19 protein-coding genes and 2 pseudogenes are annotated in these 23455 nt (G+C 54.3%); 8 read left to right on the plus strand and 13 right to left on the minus strand.

What is annotated here, in order from left to right; all coding sequences use genetic code 11:
- Positions 1–110 precede the first annotated feature (110 nt).
- Entirely contained in the window at positions 111–326 is a 216-nt protein-coding gene (locus PSPTO_RS11975) for a ribosome modulation factor (protein WP_002553055.1), read from the minus strand.
- 621 nt (positions 327–947) lie between these two features.
- On the opposite strand from PSPTO_RS11975, the gene rlmKL reads away from it, so the two are divergent.
- The gene (rlmKL, locus tag PSPTO_RS11980) at positions 948–3200 is read left to right on the plus strand and encodes a bifunctional 23S rRNA (guanine(2069)-N(7))-methyltransferase RlmK/23S rRNA (guanine(2445)-N(2))-methyltransferase RlmL (protein ID WP_017709633.1); all 2253 of its coding nucleotides are present in this window, start codon (positions 948–950) and stop codon (positions 3198–3200) included.
- 146 nt (positions 3201–3346) lie between these two features.
- Positions 3347–5723 (plus strand): annotated as a pseudogene (locus tag PSPTO_RS11985) (diguanylate cyclase).
- 43 nt (positions 5724–5766) lie between these two features.
- Here the strand turns inward: PSPTO_RS11985 and dacB are convergent.
- Positions 5767–7233: a D-alanyl-D-alanine carboxypeptidase/D-alanyl-D-alanine endopeptidase gene (gene dacB / locus PSPTO_RS11990; RefSeq protein WP_005765687.1), complete on the minus strand. Its 1467-nt coding sequence runs from the start codon at positions 7231–7233 to the stop codon at positions 5767–5769.
- Between the two features lie 326 nt (positions 7234–7559).
- Between dacB and PSPTO_RS11995 the strand changes: the two genes are divergently transcribed.
- Positions 7560–7904, plus strand: coding sequence for a YggL family protein (locus PSPTO_RS11995; RefSeq protein ID WP_003346101.1), 345 nt, complete (start codon positions 7560–7562; stop codon positions 7902–7904).
- Between the two features lie 105 nt (positions 7905–8009).
- Here the strand turns inward: PSPTO_RS11995 and PSPTO_RS12000 are convergent.
- Positions 8010–9440 (minus strand): annotated as a pseudogene (locus PSPTO_RS12000) (ATP-binding protein); the annotation flags it as partial.
- A gap of 14 nt (positions 9441–9454) precedes the next feature.
- Here PSPTO_RS12000 and PSPTO_RS12005 point away from each other — a divergent pair.
- Positions 9455–11086 (plus strand): recombinase family protein, encoded by a 1632-nt coding sequence (locus PSPTO_RS12005; protein ID WP_226992692.1) that lies wholly within the window; start codon positions 9455–9457, stop codon positions 11084–11086.
- A gap of 65 nt (positions 11087–11151) precedes the next feature.
- Complete coding sequence (locus tag PSPTO_RS12010) at positions 11152–11466, plus strand: hypothetical protein (RefSeq protein ID WP_011103948.1); 315 nt, start codon at positions 11152–11154, stop codon at positions 11464–11466.
- Positions 11467–11582: 116 nt separating this feature from the next.
- On the opposite strand, the gene PSPTO_RS12015 is transcribed toward PSPTO_RS12010, so the two are convergent.
- The gene (locus PSPTO_RS12015) at positions 11583–11906 is read right to left on the minus strand and encodes a hypothetical protein (RefSeq protein WP_057443251.1); all 324 of its coding nucleotides are present in this window, start codon (positions 11904–11906) and stop codon (positions 11583–11585) included.
- Positions 11907–12518: 612 nt separating this feature from the next.
- Positions 12519–13067 (minus strand): recombinase family protein, encoded by a 549-nt coding sequence (locus tag PSPTO_RS12020; RefSeq protein ID WP_053486452.1) that lies wholly within the window; start codon positions 13065–13067, stop codon positions 12519–12521.
- 188 nt (positions 13068–13255) lie between these two features.
- On the opposite strand from PSPTO_RS12020, the gene PSPTO_RS12025 reads away from it, so the two are divergent.
- Positions 13256–13522: a hypothetical protein gene (locus PSPTO_RS12025; RefSeq protein ID WP_149032144.1), complete on the plus strand. Its 267-nt coding sequence runs from the start codon at positions 13256–13258 to the stop codon at positions 13520–13522.
- 233 nt (positions 13523–13755) lie between these two features.
- Here PSPTO_RS12025 and PSPTO_RS12030 read toward each other — a convergent pair whose 3' ends face one another.
- Together PSPTO_RS12030 and PSPTO_RS12035 are read right to left on the minus strand one after the other, a co-directional pair.
- Entirely contained in the window at positions 13756–14163 is a 408-nt protein-coding gene (locus tag PSPTO_RS12030) for a hypothetical protein (protein WP_057443149.1), read from the minus strand.
- A 489-nt stretch (positions 14164–14652) separates the two neighbouring features.
- Positions 14653–15906, minus strand: a complete 1254-nt coding sequence (locus PSPTO_RS12035) for a hypothetical protein (protein ID WP_011103950.1) — start codon at positions 15904–15906, stop codon at positions 14653–14655.
- Positions 15907–16419: 513 nt separating this feature from the next.
- Here PSPTO_RS12035 and istA point away from each other — a divergent pair.
- Positions 16420–17442, plus strand: a complete 1023-nt coding sequence (istA, locus tag PSPTO_RS12040) for an IS21-like element ISPsy4 family transposase (protein WP_002551322.1) — start codon at positions 16420–16422, stop codon at positions 17440–17442.
- Entirely contained in the window at positions 17439–18248 is an 810-nt protein-coding gene (gene istB, locus PSPTO_RS12045) for an IS21-like element ISPsy4 family helper ATPase IstB (protein ID WP_005741073.1), read from the plus strand. Before istA ends, istB begins: the two co-directional genes overlap by 4 nt.
- Before the next feature lie 150 nt (positions 18249–18398).
- Here the strand turns inward: istB and PSPTO_RS12050 are convergent, their stop codons facing one another.
- From PSPTO_RS12050 to PSPTO_RS12075, 6 genes are all read right to left on the minus strand, one after another.
- The gene (locus PSPTO_RS12050) at positions 18399–18680 is read right to left on the minus strand and encodes a hypothetical protein (protein ID WP_053486450.1); all 282 of its coding nucleotides are present in this window, start codon (positions 18678–18680) and stop codon (positions 18399–18401) included.
- A gap of 21 nt (positions 18681–18701) precedes the next feature.
- On the minus strand, positions 18702–20339 hold the full coding sequence (locus PSPTO_RS12055; RefSeq protein WP_162491835.1) for a hypothetical protein: 1638 nt from the start codon (positions 20337–20339) through the stop codon (positions 18702–18704).
- Positions 20340–20598: 259 nt separating this feature from the next.
- On the minus strand, positions 20599–21576 hold the full coding sequence (locus tag PSPTO_RS12060; RefSeq protein ID WP_007247571.1) for an IS5-like element ISPssy family transposase: 978 nt from the start codon (positions 21574–21576) through the stop codon (positions 20599–20601).
- Between the two features lie 54 nt (positions 21577–21630).
- Positions 21631–22179 carry a hypothetical protein gene (locus PSPTO_RS12065; RefSeq protein WP_057443268.1) on the minus strand — a complete coding sequence of 183 codons (549 nt, stop codon included), beginning with the start codon at positions 22177–22179 and terminating at the stop codon, positions 21631–21633.
- A gap of 61 nt (positions 22180–22240) precedes the next feature.
- The gene (locus tag PSPTO_RS12070; protein ID WP_057443266.1) at positions 22241–22756 is read right to left on the minus strand and encodes a hypothetical protein; all 516 of its coding nucleotides are present in this window, start codon (positions 22754–22756) and stop codon (positions 22241–22243) included.
- A gap of 106 nt (positions 22757–22862) precedes the next feature.
- Positions 22863–23123, minus strand: coding sequence for a hypothetical protein (locus tag PSPTO_RS12075; protein WP_011103952.1), 261 nt, complete (start codon positions 23121–23123; stop codon positions 22863–22865).
- Positions 23124–23455 lie beyond the last annotated feature (332 nt).

Consider the following 23455-nt stretch of genomic DNA (forward strand, 5'->3'; position numbering starts at 1 on the left):
CCTGGGCTTTGGCCCGCCGCCCGGGTCGGGCGTGCATGGTACAGGTGTGAATCAGTCAATCATGTGAGTGGCCCGTCGAGGCCTGACAGTCTTTCAGTCTTTGAATCGCCTCATCCGACCGCGTGAAGTTCGTTGAGTCTGTGGATGCCCGCAGTGCCGGTCATACCGTCCCAGTTGTCGCCGCGTCCTTCGCGCCAGCCATTGATCCATGCCTGGCGTACTGACGGTAGAGTAAAAGGGCAAAGCTCACGGGATTTACCATGAACGCCGTATTGATATCCGCGTAAAAAAGCTCTTTCCAACGGATCACGCTTAAGTCTTCTCATAGGGTAATGCCCTCGTCTGTTGACTGTAATATCCCTGAGACCCCGTGGTGGGGTCGGGCAGAGTCTTCTGCCGTTGGGGCCCGCTGCCGGCGTGGCGGGCCTTGATGCCATAACCATTGCGGAAATGACCTGAGTTGATTTCTAACCAAAGCGCAGGGTGATGTGAATGATCGTTTTGTCATAAGCACGTCACATTCAGGTCTGTCGAGCAATAAGCAATCGAGTGTTTCAGGACTGATTTCTGACGTAACCCTTTTGACATAGGGGTTTGAGCGTTGATTGAGATTGCTTATCAGGCTCAGATACTGGCTCTATGCCTTGGCTGTTAAGGCGACGAAGGGTCACTCTGCGCGCCGATGAAATGTGACTTTTCAGTCACAACTTTTCGTTCATGGCTTTCGACACGCATTGATCGCCGACCCATCGCCCGCTTATTGGCGACATGGTCCGGGCGGATATCTGTTCTAATACGCGCCATAACTGCCGCAATGACATGACAGGATCATGCGGCGGACCGGCACACATCATGTGCCACCCAGGCGTTCTCCACGAAAGACGCCTGTTCAAATCTGGCCGGGCAATGCGTTGCCCGCCGCTGACGGCTCAGGCCCTGGAAGACACATGTCGGATCGCTACGAACTTTTCCTTACTTGCCCCAAAGGCCTCGAAGGTCTGCTTGCCGAAGAAGCCACGGCGCTGGGTCTGCAAGAAACCCGCGAGCACACCTCGGCCATTCGCGGCTCGGCCGACATGGAGACCGCTTACCGGCTGTGTCTCTGGTCGCGTCTGGCCAACCGCGTGCTGCTGGTACTCAAGCGTTTCCCGATGAAGGACGCCGAAGACCTGTACCACGGCGTGCTCGATGTCGAGTGGCATGACCATCTCGAACCGGAAGGCACCATTGCGGTGGAGTTCAGCGGTCACGGCTCGGGCATCGACAACACCCACTTTGGTGCATTGAAGGTCAAGGACGCGATCGTCGACAAACTGCGCACGCCCGAAGGCGAGCGCCCGTCGGTGGACAAGATCAACCCGGACCTGCGCGTTCACCTGCGCCTGGATCGTGGTGAAGCGATTCTGTCGCTGGACCTTTCCGGGCACAGCCTGCACCAGCGCGGCTATCGCCTGCAGCAGGGTGCTGCACCGCTCAAGGAAAACCTTGCCGCCGCCATTCTGATCAGAGCCGGCTGGCCGCGCATCGCTGCCGAAGGTGGGGCACTGGCCGACCCGATGTGCGGTGTGGGTACGTTCCTGGTCGAGGCTGGCATGATTGCCGCCGACATCGCTCCGAACATCAAACGCGAGCGCTGGGGATTTTCGGCCTGGCTCGGTCACGTTCCGACGCTGTGGCGCAAGCTGCACGATGAAGCACTGGCGCGTGCCGAAGCGGGGCTGGCCAAAACGCCGTCGTGGATTCGTGGTTACGAGGCTGATCCGCGTCTGATCCAGCCAGGCCGCAACAACATCGAGCGTGCCGGGCTGAGCGACTGGATCAAGGTCTATCAGGGCGAAGTGGCGACCTTCGAGCCGCGCCCGGACCAGAACCAGAAAGGCCTGGTAATCTGCAACCCTCCTTATGGCGAGCGTCTGGGTGATGAAGCCAGCCTGCTGTATCTCTACCAGAACCTCGGCGAGCGCCTGCGTCAGGCCTGCCTGAACTGGGAAGCCGCAGTGTTTACGGGTGCGCCTGATCTGGGCAAGCGCATGGGCATTCGCAGCCACAAACAATATTCGTTCTGGAACGGCGCCTTGCCGTGCAAGCTGCTGCTGATCAAGGTCACGCCTGACCAGTTCGTGACGGGCGAGCGTCGCACGCCTGAACAGCGTCAGGTCGAGCGCGAAAACCCGGTCGAAGTCGAAGTGGTTGAGCGCAAGCTCAACAAGAACGGCAACCCGATCAAGCCAGAGCCGGTGGTGGTCGAGCAGGCGCGTCTTAGCGAAGGCGGGCAGATGTTTGCCAATCGCCTGCAAAAGAACCTCAAGCTGCTGGGCAAATGGGTACGCCGTGAAGGCATCGATTGCTACCGCGTCTACGATGCCGACATGCCCGAGTATTCGCTGGCGATCGACCTGTACCATGACTGGGTTCACGTTCAGGAATACGCCGCGCCCAAGTCCATCGACCCGGAAAAGGCCTCGGCCCGCTTGTTCGATGCACTGGCCGCCATTCCTCAGGCCTTGAACATCGACAAGAGCCGTGTGGTGATCAAGCGTCGCGAGCGTCAGAGCGGCACCAAACAGTACGAGCGTCAGAGCGCGCAGGGGCAGTTTCTGGAAGTCAGTGAAGGCGGCGTCAAGCTGCTGGTCAATCTGACCGATTACCTGGACACCGGCCTGTTTCTCGACCATCGGCCAATGCGTATGCGCATTCAGCGCGAGGCCGCGGGCAAGCGCTTCCTCAACCTGTACGCCTACACCGCGACCGCCAGTGTGCATGCAGCCAAGGGCGGCGCGCGCAGCACCACCAGCGTTGACCTGTCGCGTACGTACCTTGACTGGGCACGGCGTAACCTGTCGCTCAATGGTTTCTCCGACAAGAACCGTCTGGAGCAGGGCGATGTGATGGCTTGGCTACAGGCCAACCGCGACGAGTACGACCTGATCTTCATCGACCCGCCGACGTTCTCCAACTCCAAGCGTATGGAAGGCATTTTTGACGTGCAGCGCGATCAGGTCGAGCTGATCGACCTGGCGATGGCGCGTCTGGCGCCGGGTGGCGTGCTGTATTTTTCCAATAACTTCCGCAAGTTTGTGCTCGATGAGAACCTTGGCCAGCGCTATGCGGTCGAGGACATTACCGCGCAGACTATCGACCCGGATTTCGCCCGCAACGGCAAGATTCACCGCGCCTGGAAAATCACGGCGCGCGCCTGAGCAAGGAGCGCAGGGCGATGAACTGATGTGTAGCCTATTTGTACAGGTTTGTTCATCGTCCCCTAGGCAAATTACTGGCGAGTAGCTATAACAGAACTCATGGCCAGCCTGACGCTTCAGCAGCTTGGCGTCATGAGTTTCTGTTTATGGTAGCAAGACGTTTCAGGCTCAGAGTGCTGAGCTTCATCAATGGCCAGCTCTCTGCGTGGCCAGTAGCGGTTTTGGTATTTCTGGTCGGAGCGGCGCTCACCGTCATGTTGGCACTCGCTGACAACGAGCTGTATCAGCGGCAGCTGCGTCAGCGCTTCGACATGTTGGCTGCGGAGCGCTTCAGCCGTCTTCAGGAGCGTCTGGACCGTCAGGTCACCCGGCTCGATACACTGGGCCGCTTCTTTGTCTTTTCCCATCAGGTCGAACAGTCGGAATTCAACGGCTTTGTCGCTCCGTTGCTGCTCGGCACCCAGGCGTATGCCTGGAACCCCAAAGTGACCCTGGCCGAGCGTTCTGCGTTTGAAGAGCAGGCGCGTAAGGAAGGCGCCGCCGGGTACGCCATCCGCGAGCTGGATGAGAACGGTGCACTAAAAGTGGCCGGTGTCCGGAATGAGTATTTTCCGGTGCGGTTCATCCAGACCCTCAGCAAAATCCCGGCACCGTCAGGTTTCGATGTGTTCTCCGAGCCGATCCGCCATTGCGCGCTGGAACGTGCGCGGCTGCTCAAGCGCATTGTCGCGACGCCGCGCATCAGCCTGCTGGCCCTGGACCCTTCCGACATCTACGGGATCCTGCTGGTCGCGCCGGTGTTCTCCTCTGAACGGCCATCTGAGCTCAGAGGGTATGTCTCTGCGGTGATCAGCCTGGCGCAACTGATGAGTGTCGGTACCGCCGAGCAGGACAACCTCGCAGTGACCATGCTTGACCTCAGTTCGCCAGCAAAACCCGAGCAGGTTTACCAGTCGCCGATTGCCGGCCTGCACAATCAACTGTATGCCAGCAGCCTGCTGAGCCTGGGCGACAGGGATTATCTGGTTGAGGTTCGCCCTACGGAAATTTTCAGCCTCAGCAATCAGACCATCATGCCGGGCCGGGTCCTGTGGCTTGGCGGGTTATTGAGCCTGATGCTCAGTGCCTTGTTGTACAGCCTGATCAGCCAGCGCCAGCGCGCCTTGCAGCGTGTGGCGCAACGCACCCGTGAGCTGCGCCAGCGCGAGCAGCAGTTGCGGGCCGCACATGGGCAACTGCGCAATGTGCTCGATGCCGCGACCGAAGTGGCAATCATCGCGACTGATCTGGACGGGCTGATCAACACCTTCAATGTCGGCGCCCAGAAAATGCTCGGGTACACCGAAGAAGATGTGGTGGGCAAGCTGCGGCTCATGGACCTCTATCAGTCCGCCGAACTCGAGGCACGCGCGAGCGCCCTGAGCAAAGACCGTGGTCGGCCGATCAGCGCCTCGCAACTTTGCCGTACAGGACGGCACTCACCCGTCGCAGGAGTGGACGCTGCAACGCAGCGACCGCAGCACGCTGGTGGTGGACATGCTGGTCACTGCCGTGCGCGATGACCAAGGGCTGTGGACCGGGTATCTGGCCGTGTGCATCGACGTCACCGAGCACAAGCGTGTCAACGAAGCCCTTGCCGCGAAGGGGCAGTTGTTGAAGAAGCTGGGTTCGCAGGTGCCCGGCGGTATTTATCAGTACCACCTGGCTGTGGACGGCAGTGCGCGTTTCAGGTACGCCAGCGCGGGCATGTGCGAACTCTTCGAGGTGCAAGAAGCGCAGTTGCTGGGCGACTCCGAGGCGGTGCTGCGGCGTATTCAGCCGGCGGATCTGATACGGGTCAGAAGCTCGATTCTTGCCAGCGCCAGGCACCTGACGCCCTGGAGCGAAGAGTACCGTGTCGACCTGCCACGCAAGGGCGCGCGTTGGCTGAGCGCGGCTTCCACGCCGGAGCAACTGGCGGACGGCAGTGTGCTGTGGCACGGTTTTGTGTCCGATATCACTGACCTCAAGCGCGTCGAAGAGGAACTGCGAGCGCTGTCGGTGACTGACGTGCTGACCGGCGCCTATAACCGGCGCTATTTCCAGGACCGCATGCAGGCCGAACTGAAAAGAATCGATCGGCACGGGGGCAACCTGTCGATCATCATGCTCGACATCGACCACTTCAAACGCATCAATGATCGCTTCGGGCATGCCGCAGGCGATCAGGTGCTCAAGGCTATTTCGGAAAAGATCAGTCAGCGCCTGCGCAGCGACGATGTGTTCTGTCGTCTGGGTGGCGAAGAGTTCATGGTGGTGTGCCCAGGCACCCGAGGCGGGCAGGCTTATCAATTGGCCTTGAGCTTGCGCGAAGGGCTGCGCAATCAGGTGATCGAAGGCGTTGATCAGGTGGTGACGGCCAGCTTCGGGATTGCCAGCTGGCGCGCAGGCGAGGGGATCGACACGATGCTGCTGCGCGCCGATTCGGGCGTGTACGCCGCCAAGCAGGCTGGTCGGGATCGGGTCGAGCCCGAGCAGCTCTGAGCAACTGCCGGCAACCCGATATGTGAACGGGTTGCCGCGGCTGCTACTGCTGGATCGAGACCGTGGTGTTGGCCAGCTTGGGCTGGCGATACAGGTCGATCAGCACCTCATCCAGAATCGAAGACGCCCCGAACGGACGCGGATCGTTGAGGATCGCCACGACTGCCCAGGTGTTGCCATTGCTGTCGCGGCTGAAACCGGCAATCGCGCGAACGGTGTTCAGGGTGCCGGTCTTGATGTGGGCCTCGCCCAGTAGCGGCGTACGCTTGAGGCGTTTGCGCATGGTGCCGTCAAGCCCTGCCAGCGGCATCGAACTCATGAATTCGGCGGCATACGGGCTGCGCCAGGCGGCCTGCAGGATAATCGCCATCTCGCGGGCACTGACCCGCTCCGCACGCGAAAGACCCGAGCCGTTCTCCATGACCAGATGCGGCGCGGTAATGCCTTTTTTCGCCAGCCACTGGCGAATCACCCGCTGCGCGGCCTTGCCGTCGTCACCATCGGCTTCGTTGCGGAATTCTTCGCCCAGGCTCAGGAACAGCTGCTGGGCCATGGTGTTGTTACTGAATTTGTTGATATCGCGAATGACTTCGACCAGGTCCGGGGAGAACGCCTTGGCCAGCAGCTTGGTGTTGGTCGGCACGACGCCGACGCGATCCTTGCCCAGAATGGTGCCGCCCAGTTCCTGCCAGATGGCCCGCACCGCGCCTGCGGCGTAGGTCGGGTGGTCGAGCAGCGACAGGTAGGTCTGGGAGTTGCAGCCGTTGCCCAACTGGCCAGTCACGGTCACAATGACGCTGCCGTCAGCCTGAGTCACCGGGTTGTAACGCACATCGCCCGTGCATTGTTTCGAGGCAATGGCCTTGACCTGGTTATCGACACGAATGGTGGCAATTGGCGGCTCCACAGACACGAGGATTCTGCCGTCATCGTTGCGCGTCACAAAGCGCAACGCCTTGAGGTTGACCATCAATGCGTCGGGTTTGACCAGAAACGGCTTGTTTTCATCGTTGCCGTCGTCATTGAACTCAGGCAATTGCGGCTGCACGAAATGGCTGCGGTCCAGCACCAGGTCGCCGGTCACCTGCTGCACGCCATTGGCGCGCAGGTCACGCATCAGCAGCCAGAGCTTTTCCATGTTCAGCTTGGGGTCGCCGCCCCCCTTGAGGTAAAGGTTGCCGCGCAGCACGCCGTTGCTCAGGGTGCCGTCGGTGAAGAATTCGGTTTTCCACTGATGGGTCGGGCCGAGCATTTCCAGCGCGGCGTAGGTGGTGATGAGCTTCATGGTCGACGCCGGGTTCACCGACACATCGGCGTTGAACACGGTGGGTGTGCCGGGACCATTGAGCGGCAACATGACCAGCGAGAGCGCATCATCGCCAAGCTTGCTGGCTTTCAGGGCCTGCTGAACCTTTGGGGGCAGCGTGGTGTTGATGACGGCGGCGTAGGAGGGCAGAGCCAGTGGCAGAAGCATCGAGGCGAGCAACAATGGACGGAGCGATTTGATCATTGAATAAAACCCTACTGCAAAGAGGGGGATAAAAAAGAGGGCATGGATGAATTCCCTCGGTAACTTTTTCGTCGATATCGGCAACTATAGTAGTGAATGCGCGGCGATTTTTTTGTAACACCGAATGCCACGCATGAAACGAGCCGCATTATGCCCCAAGCGGGGCAGGCTTGTGACGTGGGGCACCCCAGTTAACGCTATTTTTTATCGAGCCCGCTTGCATGGCCCCGAAAATGGTCTGTGTGCGTTGTACACCGCAATTGTCGGGCTTTTAAGTCGCCAAGCTGGTAAAGTGCCGCCCGATATTTATTGATGAGGATTGTCCCATGGCCACTAACCGCTCCCGCCGTCTGCGCAAAAAACTATGTGTGGACGAGTTCCAGGAATTGGGTTTTGAACTGAACCTGGACTTCAAGCAAGAGCTGGATGACAAGGCAATCGATGCGTTCCTTGATGCTTTCCTGAAAGAAGCAATGGAAGCCAACGGTCTTGGTTATGTGGGCGGCGACGACTTCGGTCTGGTTTGCCTGAGCAAGCGCGGCTCGGTCAGCGAAGAGCAGCGTGCTGCTGTTGAAGCCTGGCTCAAAGGCCGCAGCGAACTGACAGAAGTTACTGTCAGCCCGCTGATCGACGTCTGGTACCCGGAAAAAGAAATCAATCCGGCCGCCTGATGTAACAGGGAAGCAGGCCAACGCCTGCTTCCCTGGCTGTTCCTCCCCCCCCCCGTTAAAGCCCGCCGTTTCAACGTTTTTTACGTCTTCTCCAGCGCTTTGCAGTCAGGTCTTCGCCTGTTGCAGCATCAGCGCGTCCTCAAGTTCGATCATCGCCAGTTCGACAACCTGCTTGCAGGTGTGGAAATGCTCATCCGGCACGTCCGGTTCGCAGGCCAGTTCAAGCGCGTCACAGGCCCGTACCACGCTGGCCGCACTGATAATGCGCGCAGCGCCCTTGATTCTGTGGGCCAGCTCACGTGTTTCGATACGGTCGTTGTCAGGCATCAGCCTGGCGAGCACCAGCCGATCTTCATGGTTGCTGTGTTGCAATTGCGTGATCAGGCGCTCGACCATTTCCGGGCGGTTGCCGGTCAGGCTGCTGATGCTGTCGAGGCTGAACGGAGGATGCGCACGTGCCAGTGGAGAGATCGCCGTCAACCGCTCGCTGAGCATCGACAGGCTGATGGGTTTGAACAGGCAGTCGTCCATGCCTGCTGCGCGACAGCGCTCGATCTCGTCAGGCTGGGCATTGGCCGTGAAACCCCACACGGGGCAGCGTGGCTGCTCCGTCACGCTTTCATGAGTGCGCAGTGCCAAGGTCATGTCATAGCCGTTCATGATCGGCATGTTGCAGTCGGCGACCACCAGATCGAACGCATCGGCCTTCCATCGCTCAAGCCCCTGCGCGCCGTTTTCAGCCATCTCGCAGTGATGGCCGAGAAAGCCGAGTTGCTGGCACAGCAGCAAACGATTGGCAGGGTGGTCGTCGACGATCAGGATTCTGAGCACCTGATGGGCCGCCGCCGGTGGTTTTGTCGCGACAGGCTGCCTGGTCATTGGTTCGAGTGTGGTCAGCAGCAGGTTCATGCTGATCCGGGTGCCGTTGCCCGGTTCACTGTCGAGCGAGAGGTTGCCGCCCATCATCATGCACAGGCTGCGACAGATCACCAGCCCCAGCCCGGCGCCGGTGCGGGCCATCTGTCCGGTGTTGTCGGCCTGGGCGAAAGGCTCGAACAGACGCTTCTGGTCTTCGACGCTGATGCCTATGCCGCTGTCCTGCACGGTGATGTGCAGGTGCAGTAATTGCGGATCCGGATTGTCGACCGCCTGCAGGGCGATCTTGACGCGTCCCATCGGGGTGAACTTGATGGCATTGCTGACCAGATTGGAGAGTATCTGCTTGAAGCGCAGCGGGTCGATCAGTACGTCGGTGTTGATCCGGCTGTCCAGCTCCAACACCAGGTCGAGGTCTTTCTGGCGCGCCAGGCCGTCAAATACCCTGAGCACCGACTCGACCAGTTGCCGCAGGTTCGCCCGTTCCGGGTTCAGCGCCAGCCTTCCGGACTCGATCCGCGCGATATCGAGAATATCGCCGATCAGGTCCAGCAGGTCGTTGGCCGAGCTGTAAGCCACCTCGATGGCGGAGCGATCCAGCTCGCCCTGATCGGCACGCTTGAGCGCCAGCTCCAGCATGCCGATCATGGCTATGATAGGCACAGTGTTATGATTTGAAAATCTATCAGGGGGCGGTGTCAGTGCAGAAATTGGCTTTTTCTTACGTTCGGTTTTCCAGTCTTAAGCAACGCCATGGCGATAGCCTCAAGCGTCAGACGGACATGGTTGCAAATTGGCTACTGGCAAACCCTGAATACAAGTTAAGCGGGGAGACTAGCTACCAAGACCTGGGCAAATCAGGCTTTAGTGGTGCGCACCTCGACAATGCTTTCGGTCGTCTTTTAGCAGCGATAGAAAACGGCGCTATCCCTAAAGGCTCTGCCATCCTGATTGAACAGATAGACCGTGCAGGACGTATGGAGCCAATGGAAATGCTCCCTCTACTCTCCCGCATTGTGAACGCTGGTGTTGACCTTGTGACACTGGACGACGGAATCACATATGACAGAGCATCAGTGAACAGTAATCACTTGTTCCTGCTCGTCGCCAAGGTACAGCAGGCACACCAGTATTCTGACTCCCTAAGCCGTCGCCTTAGAGCTGCCTATCAGACCAAGCGAGCTAAAGCCGCTGCTGGGGAAGGTGCTACCAGACGTATGCCACTTTGGATTCGTGACGGAAAGTTGCGTGACGATATCGCCCCATTCGTCACTCAGGTTTTTGAAGACTACGCGGCGGGTATTGGTGAGCGTCGAATTCTTGGAAGGCTCAAAGGACAACATCCAGACTTCGAAACGATCAGTCCTTCGACCTTCCGCCGCTGGCTGAGAAACCCTGTGGCCGTTGGACGCTGGAACGACATTGAAGACGTATGGCCCGCCGTGGTGAGTAAAGAGCTTTGGTTTCGTGTACAGAAGCGACTGACTGATGGTGTTAAACCCAAAGCTGCCTCATCCAAATATTTGCTATCAGGTTTGGTTAAGTGTGCTCGGTGCGGTAAAAACTACTGTGTTGGCGGACAAAAAGGAGCATTGACGATGCTCTGTGTGAGCCGCCACAGGTTTGGTTCTGGCGCAGGTGGTTGCACGAATAAACGATCCATCCCCTACGCCGTGTTTGACTTCATCAGGTCACAGACGGCACATGCCGCATTAGTAAGGGCATCACAAAGCCAGAATTTGACAGCAAGTGAAAAGCGTCAGATTGAAATTGACGGAGAGCTAATCGAGTTGCGTAAGCAGTCATCACATGCGGCTGAAGGTTTGGTGCGCTATGGGATGGTGAAGGAAATCACGGATGTTCTTGATCGTGTCACAGACCAGATTGACCGGTTGGAGAAAGAGCGTGTAATGCTCCAGGCAGTGCCAGCCCCAGCAACGCTTGACGACATGATAGACGTGGAGAATGACCTACTTGATGATGATATCGTGAAGCTGAATGCGCTTTTGCAAGGCGTAGGCTACGAGATGGTTGTGGATGATCGTACAATCGTTGTGTGCGAAGCCAGCGTATTCAGCACGCTTCAAAGTCAAACTTATAGATACATTGGTGCGGACCGTGTCACTGGTACTTATAAAGTGACTGCTAACGATGAAGTGCTCCATCACCTGCCTAATCTTGATTCTAAGGTGCAGCAAGATGAGTACGCAGAATTTCTGAAGAAAGAGGCTCGTTACGAGTCTGGCGAGCTTAAGCGAGACGAGTTTAGGTTTAATCTTGAGACGGGCGAAATCAATCGCGTATAGCAACGCTACTTGCACCGCCCCCTCGGGGGTGGCAAATTGACGCAAAACAACATGGAGCAACAAGAATGAAGGGTATCGTAATCTCTGTAGTTAGCTTTTTTGTATGGCTGATGCTGGTAATCTCGACATTAGTGGGCTTTGGCTTGGGCAGTGCGTCCGGACATGAAATTTTGGGGGCGATTGCTGGGTTTGGTATTGGGTGCTTCAGTGCTGGATTCTGGTTTTTGCTCACATCGATCCATGACAAGCTTTCTGTACTTGCTGAAGTGGCAATGAAACTCGGTGAGCAAGATCGTACAAGCAGGCACAGTCCTAAATCTGAATATGCTCAGGAAGTGCCTGATGGGGTTTCAAAATGGACAGGTCAACCTCTGAAATAAGGGTAGGTAAACACCCACCATACGGTTAACGGACGACAGTCGCTTCCCGCCCGCTGAAAGGTAGGAAGCAACCTCCAGCACTTTTCATCAAGAATCTCACTTTGAGTTCACCACCATTACCTATTCGACGGGACATGCTTGAATTTGTATCGCGTGAAAATCACGACGAATAAGCCAATAATGAAAAGGATGGCGCCGGGTGCAGCTTGACTGATTCGAGACTCCGCCCCCCAGATGTTGGTATACCAGTCAGAAGCGCCTGTTACACCAAGGACGAACAAAGTGATCCCGCCGATCATACATAGAAGGCCAAGGATCAAACCGGCGATGGAGTAGTAGAACTGGAAGCGTGCAAGGTCCCGCTGAAGCATCATGTCGGTATCTGGTGAAATATCGGTTCGGTTCACTCGAAAAGTTGCTTGGCGTGGCTTACTTGTCATGAATTTGCTCCTTGCGGGGGGGGGGGGGGCATTGATTCTACACGCCCCGCTTGCCGGGCTCCTACAGTGAATATGCACTCAGGGTCGATTTTCTGACGAATTCCCACCCCCGCGCCGCGAGAGTCATGCACTTGAGGGTGTTCTCTGATTCAGCTCAGGGAAAAATAATGTGGCTCGCCTGAAGCTGGAGTTAAAGAGACACCCTCTTAACAGCTGGCGAGGGTGAGAATAGTTCTCGCTAGTAATTTTAAAATAACCCAAGGAGTTACTTGACACAGGGTCGCTGACCCGGACGAAAGTGGGCATGAGGCTCAGCTCAGCCAATCAGATGATTGTGTCCTCATGTCTGTTCAAGGGTGGACCAGTCAACTGTGGAGTGTTGATTGTTGGAGCACCTTAGAAGGGATAGCGCCCTGTGCTCAGGCACAGAGAGTGCCGCACCGTGGCGGGCAAGGACTCTTGAAGGGTGGATGCTCATAGGCTGCTCGCCTTGAGGGTAGAACACGGTTAACTTGCACTCAGGTGTAGGCTGAAGCCCTTACAGGACGTGGCCTGTAGATGAACTACTCTTTAATCTCGGTATCACCTACACACCTACCTGTGGGAGCTTTCTCAACCTTTTGAGGCATTTTTTGCACGTTGAACTGTGGAGGGGTTGACGCCGAGTTCAGCGGCGACAACACGGACAGACTTACCAGCACTCAGCAGGGCCAGGATCGCAGCATCATCCACGGTCTTCACTCGACCTTTGTAAACTCCTTTCTCCTTGGCCTTCGCGATACCTTCCCGCTGGCGCTCCTTCATCACCTCTCTTTCAAATTGGGCAAAGCTGCCCATCATGTTCAACATGAGTTTCTGCATGGGTGAGTCGTCACCAGTGAACACCATAGATTCTTTATGGAAGTGGACATGTACGCCCTTTGCGTTGAAGTCGGCAACGATCTTGAGGAGGTCAGCCATAGAGCGTGCTAGACGGTCAATCGAATGCACATGAACAACATCTCCTGCGCGTGCCCAATCGATCATGGCGAGCAGTTGAGGGCGATTTGTGTCAGAGCCAGACAGTTTGTCAGTGAACACCTTATCGAAGGTCATGCCGTCAAGTTGACGATCAGTGTTCTGATCAACTGTCGAAACTCGGATGTATGCAATGTTGGTCATGTCAGGGTCTCTGTATGCTTATGACTCTAGATGCGATCAGTTTATCTGTATGCATTAATAAATTCAACCCTAATGCACACGATTCTGTGAGTTCTGGCGTATGCACGGAGCGTATGCCGTAGACCCTGCCCTAAAGCATACGGTTGATCTCGGACAACTGGATATATACAAAATCCTTAGTAATTTTCTTGACTTTTGAATTTATAGGATTGATTGGGACTAATGAGAAAATAGGAATATTTCCTATTTGGATATATGGTGAAAAAGGATTGACAGGATTTCAAAAAACTGAAACTAACCAGCAGATCCTTGTTGAAATCTGTCAGTTCTTGCGCTTTTATCGTAAAAGAGAGAGAGCGATAGCAATTTGCTTAGTAATACTGAGGACTGTCAAAGCTCGCCAAGTGCCACAATCCCTTGAAAAAGAATCTTCACACAAGGGTTTGGACCAATGAAAACGGGGGCTTGGAGTAAGTGCTACCAACTTGGAGCTTTACGCCGTCCAGTGGCGACCTATTAAGGGAAAATGCGACAGATACAAGAAAGCCCCTACGTAATTAGGGGCTGTCAAGGGTTTTTCATTGGTTTTATAGGGTTATTCTGTACGACCATAGGCACTTAGATAGGCATTGCTACGTTTACCAGCTTCCTTGCCTCCCAGGCGAAGGTGCTCGGACAGTTCCCAGGTCTACACAGAGATCTTAACAGCCACCTTGACGTCAAGGCTTGGGACCCCACCACCTACCGAACTGTACGATGCGACATGAACTGTTGCGCTTGTCGAGGTCACATCACGGAAACTGACATCGTATATAAGCCCAACAGCTCCATTCATAACAGTGCCAGTAAGCACGAACGCTTCAGGTAGCGAATACTTGGTTAGGTTAATGACCGTATCACCATAAGTTGGTGGCAGGCTTCCTGTGTCTGCTGGAGCTTTAACACTTGCAAGAAAGGCAGGAATGACAGTGGCGTCAGAGCCAGATACTACTAAGTTATTGAAGTAGCCCATCTGTGCAGCTTGATCAATGCCAAAGCGGGTCAGAGCGTCGTAGAGGATGTTAGAGGTTACATTGTTTGGAGCTTGAAAAGTCATTTTTGAATTCCTTGTAATTGTAAGTTGTCCTATCGGACAGAGAATTGTTGGCCTTATGGCCGATCTGCACTCAAACAAAGAGACAATACTCCATCGCTTGCGATAAGGAGTGCTTGAAAGAGTAGTTGGGCAACATAAATTGGTGAATACCAATTACCCAAAGAGAAGGTGTAATGCTCAGTCGTTGACGACTGGAGGTGAACTCTTGAATAGATAACTATTCAGTCATTGGTAGATGCTACCAGTTGGAAGTGGTGTTAATTGTTGTCGTCCCGACAGAGTAGAAGCAAGAGCTTTTCGTTTTGTATGGACACTATTGTATTAATAGAGGGGTATCAGATAGGTCTGCAGTGGTGCGAAGATCGTTTGCTTCGCAGACGCAATTCCGGTTGGAGCGTACACCGCGTGTGGACACGCAGTGTCATACAAAAGACAACCTTTGTCAAGGAGTATTTGCTCTCTCAGCACCTATGGCGCTTTAAGCATCACTTAGAAAGCCACTTCGCCATTAGGAAGGATGCTACCTGACTCAGGGACTATGCGGACAATCTTGGCAAGTGCGGTTGCAGCGCCGGAGTTCAGGGTGCCTGTACCCTCGCTCCAAGCTAAGAAGTCGATAGCCGCTCGTTGGTTGGCAAGGGTACGAGCGTGGTCTTGTGCTGCCTCTGCTGCACGAATCTTAGCCAGATGTTCCGCTCTGGCGTCTGCTGCACGTACAGGTAAACGAAGGTCGTAAAGTAGCTCTTCAACTTCTTCAAGAATTTCACCTTCAAGGTATCCATGTAACAACTTGCTTAAAGTGGCTTGGGAATCTTGCGACAGAGTATTGTGGTGTAACCCATCTTTAGTGTATGACTTGGCAATGGTGGCGTAGTCTTCCAGCTCAGGTCGAAAAGCGGCGTGACGGATAAGCTCTTGAATCAACATGGCCGACTCGGACAACTTTGTTCCACGCATCAAAGGCTTGAATTGGGCTTTGCACTGGATGGTTTCGATTGCGGCGTTGAGTTGTGGAGTAGTTGCCTTTGGGTCGTTCAGCAGGGTGATGAACGGTGCATGGCTTTCATCTTCGTGATCAACAACACTTCCCAGCTTCTTGAGGGCGGCTGCACGCTGGGACGGGGTTAGCTTAACTTCACGGCAGAACTCTGTAATTACGTCAAGCCCGATATAGGCGATTGCACGCTCAAGGATGTCCTTGTCTGTACTAAGGACAGTATTGCAAAGTTTTAGCTCGGTACGGTACATGAACACGCCGGCCTTGTTAGTATGGGTATTGGAATGAAAGCGGTTAAGTGCTGCTGGGATCACAATCAGATTATCAGCACAGAGCATCCCAAGAACTTGCTGGTGCCTTGTTGGGGCAATATGGGCAACGTGGAAAGGGTCAGAGCGTTTACCGTCTTTCGACACTTTCGAGCCTGTTAAGACATTGGCAACCAATCGATTGCGAACAACACTGTAAAGAGCTTTCAAGGCTTCGATACTTCCCACCAGATGGTCAAGAACTTGCAAGGTTCCTGCTCTCTCCACTTCTTTAGCAATGTAGATCAGGAAATGGTTTGTCTTAGGGATGTCGTAAGTTGATTTACGCTTACGGCTGCCATTAGATTTAAGGATCTTGCACTCTGGCCTACAGAAGAGCTTACGGCTATCAGTGGTAGAGAACTTAGTTTTGCAGGTGGGGTTCTTGCAAGTGCGGCGATGCTTAGATACTTTCTTTAGGGTTGCTGCTGTGGTCATTAGTTTGTGCTCCGACAAGGTTAGCTTCAGGTGTTTGGTGTGCCTTAGGGCGAGGGTGTGCTATGCGGCAAGGGCCAGAGCAGAAAGGCTTGACCTTCGTTGCGTAGAACACTTTGCTGCAGTGTTTGCAGGTGTTGAGTTTCATTTTGGGTTCTCCAATGGATAATGTTTGTATTGATGACTTAATGCAGGCTGTGCCTTATTGAAACTTGGGTGTTAAATGCCCCTAATCGGTGGCCTGTAGGTCTGTAAGCTAAGAGCGGGGGCACGGTAGGCAGGGATAAGCAAAAGCCGTTAGAGAGGCTCACAGAGCATTACAAGCTGACTGGGGTGTCATATGTTATACATGTGGCGAGCATCACGCTGGAACTGTTGCTCGGATACGCCACCCTCTAAACAACGCACCAAATGGGACACTAACTCATGGTTGTCACCGCCACTGTAAAAATGACCCCCTAACGCCAACCTAGAATTGACCCCCCTGGGTAAAACTGGCGGCTTTGAGCTGCCAATATGTTGACCCAGGAGCAGTCTGTGGAAATTAAAGTGTTGGCCCGTCAGGGCCATGGCATCAAATTCATCGCCCGTGAGCTGGGTATTTCGCGTAACACCGTGCGCAAGTACCTGCGAAAGGCCCGGTCGCTACCCAGTGACAAGGTGAGACCCGCACGTCCGTGCAAAATCGACCCCTTCAAGGACTACCTGCACGAGCGTATTGAGGCGGCGCGCCCACACTGGATTCCGGCGACCGTCCTGCTGCGTGAGATCACGGCATTGGGGTACAGCGGCGGCGTCAGTCGTCTGAAGGCTTATATTCGCCCCTTCAAACGTAAGGCAGAAGAGCCGGTGGTACGTTTCGAGACACTGCCCGGCAAGCAGATACAGGTGGACTTCACCACCATTCGACGAGGCCGTCAGCCGCTTAAGGCGTTCGTGGCGACACTTGGTTTTAGTCGAGCAAGCTTTGTCCGTTTCTCCGAGCGAGAGGACAGCGAAGCCTGGCTGACAGGGCTTCGGGAGGCGTTCGCTTACTTTGGCGGCGTGCCCGAGCAGGCATTGTTTGATAACGCCGGAACCATCATCACCGAGCGAGATGCTTTTGGGGAGGGCCAGCACCGTTGGCATCCCCGATTGGCTGCGCTGGCCGATGAGTTTGGTTTTATTCCCAAGGTCTGCCGCCCTTACCGTGCCCAGACCAAGGGCAAGGTTGAGCGCTTCAACGGGTATCTGAAGGGCAGTTTCATTACCCCGTTGGCCGCTACGCTCAAGAGTGCGGGTCTGACGCTGGATGTGGTGACGGCCAACGCACATATCGGCCAATGGCTCGACGAAGTCGCTCATCAGCGGATTCACGGCACGACGGGTGTTCAACCGGCGGTACGTCTGGCCCAAGAGCAGCAGGTACTATTACCACTGCCAACACAGAGCCTGCGCCCACAACCCGCCCAAGGCCTACGCCTGGGACGGGTCCTGCCGTACGAGAGCTTGCAGCATCCGCTGTCGGTTTATGAGCAACTGCTGGAGGTGAGAGCATGAACCTTCAACATGCTCGCCTGACAGAACTATGCAAGGGGCTAAAGCTTGAGCGCGTCGGGGTGGACTGGCCGCACCTGGCCCAACAAGCAGCAAGCGGCGAAGACAGCTTTGCCGACTTCCTCGAAAAGCTGCTGGCTGCCGAGACCGATGCCCGAAGTGAACGCTCTCGACAGGCCCTGCTGAAAACTGCCGCGCTGCCCGCTGTGAAAACGCTGGAGCAATACGACTTCGCGTTTGCCACCGGCGTCCCCCGGGCACAGCTCCAGGAGCTGGCAGCACTGAGTTTTGTTGGACGTGCCGAGAACATCGTGTTCCTGGGGCCTAGTGGTGTAGGCAAGAGCCACCTGGCTATCGCCCTGGCCTACCGGGCAGTGATGGCCGGTATCAAAACCCGCTTCGTCACGGCGGCTGACTTGATGCTGCAACTGACCGCTGCGCACCGCCAGGAACGGCTCAAGGAATACTTCAGTCGTGTGGTGATGGCCCCTGGGTTGTTGGTCATCGATGAAATCGGCTACCTGCCGTTTGGTCGTGATGAAGCCAACCTGTTCTTCAATGTTGTCGCCAAGCGCTACGAGCAAGGCAGCCTGATCCTCACGAGTAACTTGCCGTTTACCCAGTGGGCCGGAACCTTTGCGGATGATCAAACACTGACAGCGGCCATGCTGGACAGGCTGTTACATCATGCCCATATCGTGCAGATGACAGGTGAAAGCTATCGACTCAAGGACAAGCGCAAAGCAGGAACCAAATCTTCTCGGGCCGAACCGGCTCGAAAATATGAACCCGAGGGGGGTCAAAACTAAGTTGGCGATTTAGCACGGAAGGGGGTCACTTTTTAGTTGGCGTTGACACATGGTGCATATAAGGAACATGAGCGCCGTAGTGATCCTCAAGGTATTTGTATGCAGCTTCATAACGGTCGTACTGATTAAGAATCTGGTTGTACCGTATTTTCATTTGTGAGGTTCTCCATCTGGATTGATACATATACTGGGGTCAGCCTGCTGTTGGCACAGGATGATAGCGAGCATTCGAGTAGCTTTAGACACTTCGTTAACTGTGCTGAGTACTTTGGCCTGTGACTCAAGGATTTGAGCGTTAGTATTTTTGCGATTTTGTAAAAGTATTGTCTCTACCCTTGTTTCAAAAGCATATTCAGATTTCAGTGTATAGAGTGGGATGAAAAGGGCCAGCGCCACAACAACAGCCCTTATTAGATTTTTAATGTATGCCATGGTTATTGGTCTTATCAGTCCTTACATGCGTTCAGCTTGCTGTGATCTGACTTGACCTAAAGCGTCACGAATAGCATCTTTGGCAATGCCCGGAACCTTTAATTGCTGCTCACGCATAGAGTTGTTGATAAAGTCCATCATGTCATTGCGATCCTTCTCAGTCGCACTACCGTTGATAGTGACATTGACGTTCGCACCCTCTACTGTAATAGGAGTATTGATAGTCTGAGTGGCTTGGACGGCTTGATGCATCTGGCTGCTGTCTCCCACTAAACCCTGCATAGAACTCAACGTGTCAAACAGGGTTGGCATGCGGGATGCCATCGCTTGATAGTTTAGATTCTTGTCACTATGGCTATTGAAGGTCTGGGAGCCGAGATTGATATCCGGTAGAACTGGCTCGCCCAGCACAGGCCCCACATTCTTAGCTTTGTCTTTAATACCCAATGCCCAGTTCCAAAACTCTCCGATTGGACCGGTTTGGCGGCGTCTACCTGAGTCAATATTAGAATAGTCTGGTGTTCCCACCATGCCCGTAGACAGTGGCAGGTCTTGGGTGGACATACGATCTTGCATCTGCTCTTGTTCGGTCTTTTTAGTACCGTCAAGGTTAAGGCCGATTGAGAACCTAATCATGGCAGACTGGGCTTTGGTCATAGCGGCGTCGAGATCACGAAACAGAGCAGCAGCGGGTTGTAATGCCGTGTTCAGCTCTCGGTGAGCTTCGATGTTATCCCGCATAACAGCGTTCAATTCTGGCGTGAGATTGGTATTAACTTGGTTCAAGAATGCTTGGTTATCACCAAGCGTCTGTGCAAATGCAACCGTCTTCTTCTTATTGGAGAAAACGTCCTGCTGTTCTCCAACCATGGTCTCCATGGCCTCATTAATCCACTCAAGCTTGACGCCCCCACCCTTTTTCATCCGCTTGTTGAAGGCTGCCATGGCCTTCTTAGGATCAGCAATCTTTTCCTCTCGACCAAAAGCACGGCCCACATACGGGACAAGTGCTGGCATTCGTTCAGAGATTACGTTCCAATCCGATTTATCTCCGAGGCCATCTGTTGCAACCTGATTAAACTGCCGGTTGACTTCACGTGCTGAGTCCTTGGTAAGTCCAGAAATAGTAAAAGCTTGTTGGCGTAGCTTGTACTCTTTGACGATTTCGTCAGTCTTCTTGCCGAATGCCTGCTGCATCGCGACGAAGGTGCGGAAGTCTTCAGCGGTCTCATTGGAAATCTCTGCACCGGAATCGGTAGAGAGGTCGGTATAAGTCTTTTTCCAAGAGTCGCGGGTTTCTTTAGTCTTACCCAGTGGCACGAAAGCAGCTTCGAAACGTTCCGCGTCTACAACGTTCTTTTTACGCTCCTCAATTCTTGCACCGATCTTGGACACTGCGGCGGCTAAGCCTGCCAAACCGAAACTCAAAGCACCAAAAGCCATCATGCCGTTTAGGCCAGCGCCCGGCGCTGGGCGAGGAGCGTTCTGCCTTGCCTGCCATGCTGCATGGCGTTCCTGTGCCATTTGAAGGCGTGCAGCACGCTGGTTGGCTGATGTTGTTCTATCAGCAGCGGTCTGTTGAGCAGCAGCCATACGGGCAGCATGGTCCCGAGCGCGCAGGTGAGCCTGTTGCTGTGCGTGGTTCATCTGCTGCTGCATGCGCTGGAGGCGACCTTGTGATGCGAGGTGCGCGTTACTGGCCCGTTGGGTGGCAGCAGCGGTCCTTTGAAGAATCGCTTGGAGTTTAGCCTGTCGAGCAAGTGATGCTGTTAGGGAAGGTCTGAAGTAGGCATCGATTTTTGACGCTCTCATGGCCTGAGGTTCAAAAAAAGCTCGCCCGATCAGATAATTAGACGTTTTCCGCTCTTAACTCATCGATTTTCCTTCAAACAGCACCTTTCCAAGGCGTTTTTCCGCATTACAGGCGCACCTCTCCCATCGCCAGCAGCCGTTTTCGCACCATCCAAAGGTTCGACAAGGCAAACAGAGTAGCCTGTTGCGCGGTGTTTTTAGCCAGCCCGCGAAACCGGACTTTCGTATAACCAAACTGGCGCTTGATCACGCGAAACGGATGTTCAACCTTCGCCCGTAACTGGGCTTTCGTGAACTCGATTTTGCGATAGACCCGTGCGATCAAACTTTTCTCGCCATGCTTTTTATAACGGCTTGGGCGGGCCGCAATTGACCAGATCATCTGACGATCCTGATGCTCCGCACGCTTGTCCACGCCGGTGTAGCCCGCATCACCGCTGACATAGGTTTCCTCACCATGTAGCAATTGATCAACCTGAGTCACGTCCGCCACATTCGCCGCAGTACCCACCAGGCTATGGACTAAACCCGACTCGGCATCGACGCCGATATGCGCTTTCATGCCGAAGAAATACTGGTTTCCTTTCTTCGTCTGATGCATTTCGGGATCGCGTTTGCCGTCCTTGTTCTTGGTCGAGCTCGGCGCATGAATGATCGTCGCATCGACCACCGTACCTTGGCGCAGCATCAAACCTCGATCACCCAGATAGCCATTGATGACCTGCAAAATCCCGCCTGCCAACTCATGCTTTTCCAACAGACGCCGGAAGTTGAGAATCGTGGTTTCATCGGCGATTCGATCCAGACTCAACCCTGCGAACTGGCGCAGGATCGTTGTCTCGTAAAGTGCTTCCTCCATCGCCGGATCGCTGTAACCAAACCAGTTCTGCATCAGGTGAATACGCAGCATCGCCATCAGCGGATAAGCCGGACGGCCACCTTCGCCCTTTGGATAATGTGGTTCGATAAGGGCAATCAAGCCTTTCCAGGGCACAACCTGATCCATCTCGATGAGAAAGCGCTCGCGGCGGGTATGCTTACGTTTACCCGCGTACTCGGCATCGGCGAAGGTCATCTGTTTCATCAGGGAAGCTCGGTGAAAGGTGTTGGGGTATTTTGCCAAATCAGGAAACCTTTTTCAGAGTTTCCTTAGGGCGTTCTGGCTGGCCAACTGGGAGGCGCTCAATCCAGCCGCTCGGGCTTGGGCAGCAACGGCCTTGGCAGCTACGATTGCGGCAGCACGCTGACTCTGAAGTGATGCGCTTTCGGTTCTTGATTGTTGGCTACGGATTGCAGCAGCGGCAGTACGTGCCCGCAGGCTCTGAGCCGCTGCACTCGCAGCACGTGTCTGGTCTTGAGCTTGAGACTGTGCAAACTTAAGTTTCTGTTGACTAATCTCATTATTGAATGTGGAACGGCGTTGGTTGGCGAGAGCTGCCTCAGCACGTTGCTGTCTTTTGATAGCCGTATCCAGTTTTGACTTAGCATTGTCGAGAGCCGATACATCGATTTTTAGCTTCAACCCCTTAGCGACCTGGGCAGCAAGCTTTGAGTACTGGTTCTGAAACTGCTGCATATGCTTGCCCGCATTTCTCATGCCCTGTTCGAAGCGGCGTAACCCCCTCAGGTCAACATTAAACTTGAGACTGCCTGTTAGCTTGGCAACCTCTTCGGTCATTGTAGTCATTTACTTTCCTCGTCATACTTAGTGGTTGCTGGGGTTACTACTTTGGCAACCCCTATCATGATTAAGCGTGCAGCTTGACAGCATCACCATTAGTGTTATGGAAAGCTGTAGGCGAGTCATATCTACTTGCGATCTCAGCCCGCAAGGCAGCAAGTCGTTCCTGCTCAAGACGTTGGAACTCAAACTCAATGAAGGTGTCACGCTCTTTAATTCTAACGGCCTGCTTATTGTGGTCTTCGACTTCTTTTGCATAATCCCTCTCGGCACGGGCAGCGATAACAGGCATGTATGTTTCGAACACTTCTTCGGGCGCGACTGCCGTGAAGCCCAATGGAGTAAATTTACCAACTGCCAAAGCTGGTGCACTGTGGTCAAGTGTCCAACCTTCTAACGACAGAGCTGCAAAGCGCTCCAGTGCGGCATGCATGTTTGTGAATACAAAAAACGTACGTTGAGAAGGATTCAAACTTCCTTCGTGGCTGGCTGGAGCTGCCCGGGCTTTTTCAATAGCCTGTTTAACATATTCAGATTGTTCCGTTTTCAGTATGCGGCGAGTCTGGTCTGGGGTGTAGGTCATTTTAATTTCTCCGATGATGGGGATTGAGAGTGATATTGTTTAATAACTATTTCAGTGGCTTGGCAAAGACATGCGATAGATGCAGCCCCACCGAACATACAGAAGACTAAGAGCAATGCGCACCTCCTGCCAGGAATATGGTTGCCGCATCTATACCAAACATTTGTTCGATTTTAGCAGCAAGTCTGAACTTGGCCTGTTGCTTTCTGATTAAGACTTGTTGGATTCGGGCTTTTGCTTCAGCTTGGGCTGTGACAATGGCCGCTTTGAGCAGCTCGTTTTCGATTGGGGCACGGTGTCCACGCATTAATTGATTCTGCACAGTGGCACTGTGCAGAGTTTCGATGTTGATTGTTACTTTTGTCATACGTGTTTCTCCTATGAATGATGTTGGAGTTTGTTGGTAAGTGTTGATTGGTTACAGCTCTTTGCACTGATCTTCAAGTAGCTGCAGTTGCTCGGCGGCGGCCTTCTTTTTTCTCCAAAGAGTTATATAGCAACGATGGCTGCATGTACGCTCTTTGGACTTGTGTTTTGTAACTACTGGCTTGTTACAACAAGCACAGCTAACCAGCACGGATTGGGACATAGTGTTTCTCCTTGGAATTGTGTTGTGAGGATTCTTTTATGCGGGTAAAACAAAGACCAGCTTTTACACTGGCCATCTTAAAAAGTGACATACAGTCTGTATAACTGAGG

This window comes from Pseudomonas syringae pv. tomato str. DC3000, assembly GCF_000007805.1.
Lineage (GTDB): Bacteria > Pseudomonadota > Gammaproteobacteria > Pseudomonadales > Pseudomonadaceae > Aquipseudomonas > Aquipseudomonas avellanae.